Origin of the sequence: Kitasatospora sp. NPDC057738 (genome assembly GCF_042798815.1) — a bacterium.
GTDB classification, from domain to species: domain Bacteria; phylum Actinomycetota; class Actinomycetes; order Streptomycetales; family Streptomycetaceae; genus Kitasatospora; species Kitasatospora lactacystinica.
Genome location: NZ_JBHVJT010000160.1, coordinates 1 through 3,483 on the forward strand (window position 1 = coordinate 1; position 3,483 = coordinate 3,483).

The following is a 3,483-nucleotide window of genomic DNA, read 5'->3' on the forward strand; positions in this document are numbered from 1 at the left end:
CCCCTGGAGGGTTTCCCTTCCAGGGGCCCGAGCCCGTTCGTGTCGCGCGGGTGTCAGGTGCGGTGCAGGGCGAGGCGGGTGGCGAGTCCGCCGCCCACGCCGGCGAGGACGGCGGCGGGCAGGCACCACAGCGGCCAGGCGGCGAGGCCGAGGGCCCCGTCGAGCGACCACTGGCCGGGGCCGGTGGCGGTCAGCGCGGCGGCGGTGACGATCAGGACGAGGGGGAACTCGTACCCGTCGTGCTGGACCCACAGGCCGTGGGGCCACTTGACCGTCAGGGCGACGGTCATCACGCCCATGACGCCCGCGCCGGCCAGCGGGGTGAGCAGGCCGAGGGCGAGCATCAGCCCGGCCCCGACCTGGGTGGCGCCGGCGGCCAGCGCGGTGAGCCTGCCGCCGCGGAAGCCGTCGCCCCGGAACTCGGCGGTGCCGCCCTCCAGTCCGCCGCCGCCGAGGTGGAAGCTGACCTTCTGGACGCCGTGGCCGGCGAGCAACAGGCCGACGACCGCGCGCAGCAGGAGTAGGCCGGTGTTCATGTCGGACTCCGTCGGGTGGTTCGGTCAGCCGGCGGCGTGCGGGTTGATCATGGACTGGGCGTAGACGAGGCCCATGCCGTAGGCGCCGCCGTGCTCCTTGACGAGCTCGGTGACCGCGACGTAGGTCTCGGTGCGGGCCCAGTCGCGCTGGAGCTCCAGCAGGACCTGGATCCAGGTGACGGGCACGGCGCCGGCGGCGGTCATCCGCTGCAGGGCGTGCTCGTGGGCCAGCGGGCTGACGCCGCCGGAGGCGTCGGCGACGACGTAGACCTCGTAGCCCTGGTCGAGGGCGGACAGGGCGGGCAGGACGAGGCAGACCTCGGTCCACAGGCCGGAGAGGATGATCTTCTTGCGGCCGGTGGCCTTGACGGCCTCGACCAGGGCCTCGTCCTCCCAGGCGTTCATGCTGGTGCGGTCGACGACCTCATGGCCGGGGAAGACGGCCTGCAGCTGCGGCAGGATCGGGCCGGAGAAGGACTCGGCGGCGACGGTGGACAGCACCGTCGGAACGCCGAAGATCTTCGCGGCCTTGGCCAGGCCGACGGTGGCGTTGATGATCGCGGTGCGGTCGCCGCTGCCGGTGCCGAAGAACATCTGCGGCTGGTGGTCGACGAACAGCATCATCGCGTTGTCGGGGGTCAGCAGGTCCGGGCTCGGAGCGGCGTGAACGTTCGCGAAGTCAACCATGACGGCTCTCTCTTCTCGTGAATGCGGGGAATGACACAGGAAGGTGACACTGCGTCAGGCGCCCGGCCGGATCGGCGGGGCGGTACGTCGACGACACTAGCCCGCGGCCCGTGCGGGGTTCTGCTCGCTGCGCGCCCGGGACTGTTCCCACAACGCACGGCTATGGGCGGATCCACGGGAACCGGACCGTCCGGACGGTGAAGTGCGCTGCCGGGCAACTGGCGATGCGCTGCGGAGAACCTCGCCCGCCGCGGTCCGCCTAGGTTCGCTGCGAGGCCTGCGCCGAAACACCACCCAACGAAGGGACTTCCCTTGTCCACCATGCCCGTTGCCGGGGTGCGCCCCGGTGCTCCCGAGCAGCCCGCCGACCTCGTCGTGCGCAACGCCAAGGTGTTCACCAACGATCCGCGCCGCCCCCGGGCCACCGCTGTGGCCATCCGGGACGGTCTGATCCGGGCGGTCGGCGACGACGCGGACGTCGCTCCGCTGGTCGGCCCCGGCACCCGGGTGGTCGACGCGCTCGGGCGTCGGGCCGTGCCGGGGTTGAACGACGCGCACCTGCACGTCATCCGCGGCGGCCTCAACTACGTGATGGAGCTGCGCTGGGACGGCGTCCCGACGCTGCGCGAGGCCCTGGCGATGCTGCGCCTGCAGGCCGAGCGCACCCCGCCCGGCCAGTGGGTGCGGGTGGTCGGCGGATGGTCCGCCGACCAGTTCGCCGAACGGCGCCTGCCCACCCTGGCCGAGCTCAACGCCGCGGCGCCCGACACCCCCGTCTTCGTCCTGCACCTCTACCAGTCGGCGCTGCTCAACAAGGCGGCCCTGCGCGCGGCCGGCTTCACCCGGGACACCCCCGACCCGGCCGGCGGCCAGATCGTGCGCGGACACGACGGCGAGCCCACCGGCCTGCTGATCGCCGCCCCCGGCGCCCTGCTGCTCTACTCCACCCTCGCCAAGGCCCCCACCCTGGACGAGGCCGACCGCATCGGCTCCACCCGCCACTTCCTGCGCGAACTGAACCGCTTCGGCCTCACCTCCGCGATCGACGCCGCCGGCGGCTTCCAGAGCTTCCCCGAGAACTACGGCACCGTCATGGAACTCGCCCGCCGCGGCGAGCTGAGCCTGCGCATCGCCTACCACCTCTTCCCGCAGACCGCCGGTCAGGAGCTCGACGACCTCACCCGCTGGGTCAACACCGTCCGCCCCGGCGAGGGTGACGAGTGGCTGCGCCTCAACGGCGCGGGGGAGAACCTCACCTGGGCCGCCGCCGACTTCGAGAACTTCACCGAGCCCAGGCCGCAACTGGGTGCCTACGAGAGCGAGTTCGAGAAGGCCGTCCGGATCCTCATGGAGAACGGCTGGGGCTTCCGCCTGCATGCCACCTACGACGAGACGATCCGCCGCGACCTCGCCGTCTTCGAGAAGCTCGCCGCCGAGGGCCTCTTCCCCCAGGGCAACCGCTGGCTCTTCGACCACGCCGAAACCGTCAGCCCCGAAAGCCTCGACCGCATCGCCGCCCTCGGCGGCGCCGTCTCCGTCCAGAACCGCCTGTCCTTCCAGGGCGAGGCCTTCGTCTCCCGCTACGGCGCCCCCGCCGCCGCCGAAGCGCCCCCGCTGCGCGCGATGCTCGACCGCGGGCTGACCGTCGCCGCGGGCACCGACGCCACCCGCGTCTCCTCCTACAATCCGTGGGTCGCCCTGCACTGGCTGGTCTCCGGCCGCGCCGTCTCCGGGCGGCGGCTCGCCGCCGAGCACAACCGCCTCAGCCGCGAACAGGCCCTGGAGCTCTACACCCTCGGCGGCGCCCGCCTCACCGGCGAGCAGGACGTCAAGGGCCGTCTGACGGTCGGCAGTTACGCGGACCTCGCGCTGCTCGACGCCGACTACTTCACCGTGCCCGAGGCCGACATCCCGCACATCGAGTCCGTGCTGACGGTCGTCGGCGGACGCATCGTCCACGCCACCGGGGAGCACCAGGGCCTGGCCCCGGAGCTGCCCGAGGTGACGCCCTCCTGGAGCCCGGTCACCCGCTTCGGCGGCTACCACGCCACCCCCGCCCCCAGTCTGGCCGCCGGGGTCCGCCAGGCCGAGGGCGTCCTGGAGGCCGTGGCGGCCTCCGGCGAGCAGCACGCCTGGCGCGCGGCCCGCGGCCTCGCCCTGCCCGGACAGTCCCAGCTGCCGACGGACCCCTGCTTCCTCTGATTCCCCGAGGCGCCGTCAGTTCCGCAGCGGGGCGCCGCCCCGGGCCGCTCGCCGAGGC

Annotated in this window: 3 protein-coding genes; 1 reads left to right on the forward strand and 2 read right to left on the reverse strand. The window is 73.3% G+C overall.

Annotated elements, in window-relative coordinates; translation table 11 throughout:
* Positions 1 to 53 precede the first annotated feature (53 nt).
* Positions 54 to 536 carry a DoxX family protein gene (locus tag ACFVGO_RS39280; protein WP_380359368.1) on the reverse strand — a complete coding sequence of 161 codons (483 nt, stop codon included), beginning with the start codon at positions 534 to 536 and terminating at the stop codon, positions 54 to 56.
* 24 nt (positions 537 to 560) lie between these two features.
* On the reverse strand, positions 561 to 1,223 hold the full coding sequence (locus ACFVGO_RS39285; protein WP_380359365.1) for a hydrolase: 663 nt from the start codon (positions 1,221 to 1,223) through the stop codon (positions 561 to 563).
* A 321-nt stretch (positions 1,224 to 1,544) separates the two neighbouring features.
* On the opposite strand from ACFVGO_RS39285, the gene ACFVGO_RS39290 reads away from it, so the two are divergent.
* Positions 1,545 to 3,425 carry an amidohydrolase gene (locus tag ACFVGO_RS39290; protein WP_380359370.1) on the forward strand — a complete coding sequence of 627 codons (1,881 nt, stop codon included), beginning with the start codon at positions 1,545 to 1,547 and terminating at the stop codon, positions 3,423 to 3,425.
* The last annotated feature ends 58 nt before the right edge of the window (positions 3,426 to 3,483 follow it).